This is a genomic window from Streptomyces sp. NPDC054841, from assembly GCF_053611045.1.
The window spans coordinates 1-1,171 of sequence record NZ_JBSGZO010000924.1 but is presented as its reverse complement, the minus strand read 5'-3'; the positions used below and the strand labels follow the sequence as shown (position 1 = coordinate 1,171).

The 1,171-nt window shown below is 69.9% G+C and carries 1 protein-coding gene; it reads right to left on the bottom strand.

What is annotated here, in order from left to right:
* Positions 1-151: 151 nt before the first annotated feature.
* Positions 152-1,171, bottom strand: a 1,020-nt coding sequence (locus tag ACWGI8_RS44465; protein WP_453669347.1) for an IS1380 family transposase, incomplete at its 5' end; no start/stop codon positions are given.

Here is a 1,171-nt window from a genome sequence, read left to right as displayed (position 1 = left end):
CCTCGCTGTTTCGGTTGCGGTGGCGAGGCGTTGTGATCGTCAACTGTTGGGTGTCTGACGCGTCTATGTTTCGCGGGCATGCAAGGGGCCCGGCGCGGTGGTCGGGTTCTCCGAGGTCTTTCGGGTCGAGGGCGGTCAGAGGGGCGGCGGGTCAGCCGGCTGGGCGGGGCAGTGCTGCGAGGCGGTGGAAGGCCGTGACCAGCTCGTTTCTCCAGGGCCAGGTTGCGGAGATCCGCAAGCGCAGGCGGCGGCCGCCTCGGGTGAGACGGGCGGCGACGTGCAGCAGTCGGTAGCGGAGCTTCTTGGGTTCGGCGGTGGCCAGCTCGCCGTCCAGCAGCAGGACGCGTGTCCAGGTCAGGAGATCGATTGCCGCGAGGCTGAGTTCGAGCCAGGCCGTGTTGATAGCGAAGTGGCGGGAGGGGAAGCGGCCGAAGCCGGTGGTCTTGCCCATCCGGATGTGGTCCTCGACGGTGGCGTGTCCGCGGTGGCGGACTTCGAGGAACTGGGCAGAGCCGCTGGTGAACGGGGTGTCGGTGAGGAACACCTGGTGCCGCAGGCCCTCGTCCTGGTCGAACAGGGACAGCTGGGCGCCGGGGTGCGGACGTTCCCGCCGGACGATGATGCGGGTGCCGGCCGGGTAGCCGTTCAGGTCGACCATGCCGGTCAGTTCGGCGACCTCGGCCCCGGCGCGCAGGGTCCCCTCCTGCTCCAGGGCGGGATGCCAGACCTGCTCGGGCAGGGCCCGGACCGCGCGGCGAACGGGCTCGGTGACCGCGTATCCGACCGAGAAGAAGGCACGGATTCCCTGCGTCCGCAGGTCTCGGACGTGGGCGAGGAAGGCTTTCGCGGATCCGGCGCTGTCGGCGCGGATCAGAATGTCGACGCCGTGACGGTGGGCGTCGGGGATCTGGGCGAGGGCCTGGTCGAGGACCGTGATGTGATCGGCGGCGGTGTTGGCTCCGGCGTTGCCGGGCCGCAGCAGCCCGGACATACCCTCGCCGGTGTTGGCGAGGAAGCACACCAGAGGGTGGAAGCCGAAGCCGCTCTTGTAGGTGGGGGCGGCCTGCTCCTTCTGGGAGTGGCAGGTGATCAGCGTGGCGTCGAGGTCCAGGACCAGACCGGGCACCTCGCGTCCTGCGGCCTGGGTTGCGGGTATGCCGGTCCCGGTCTC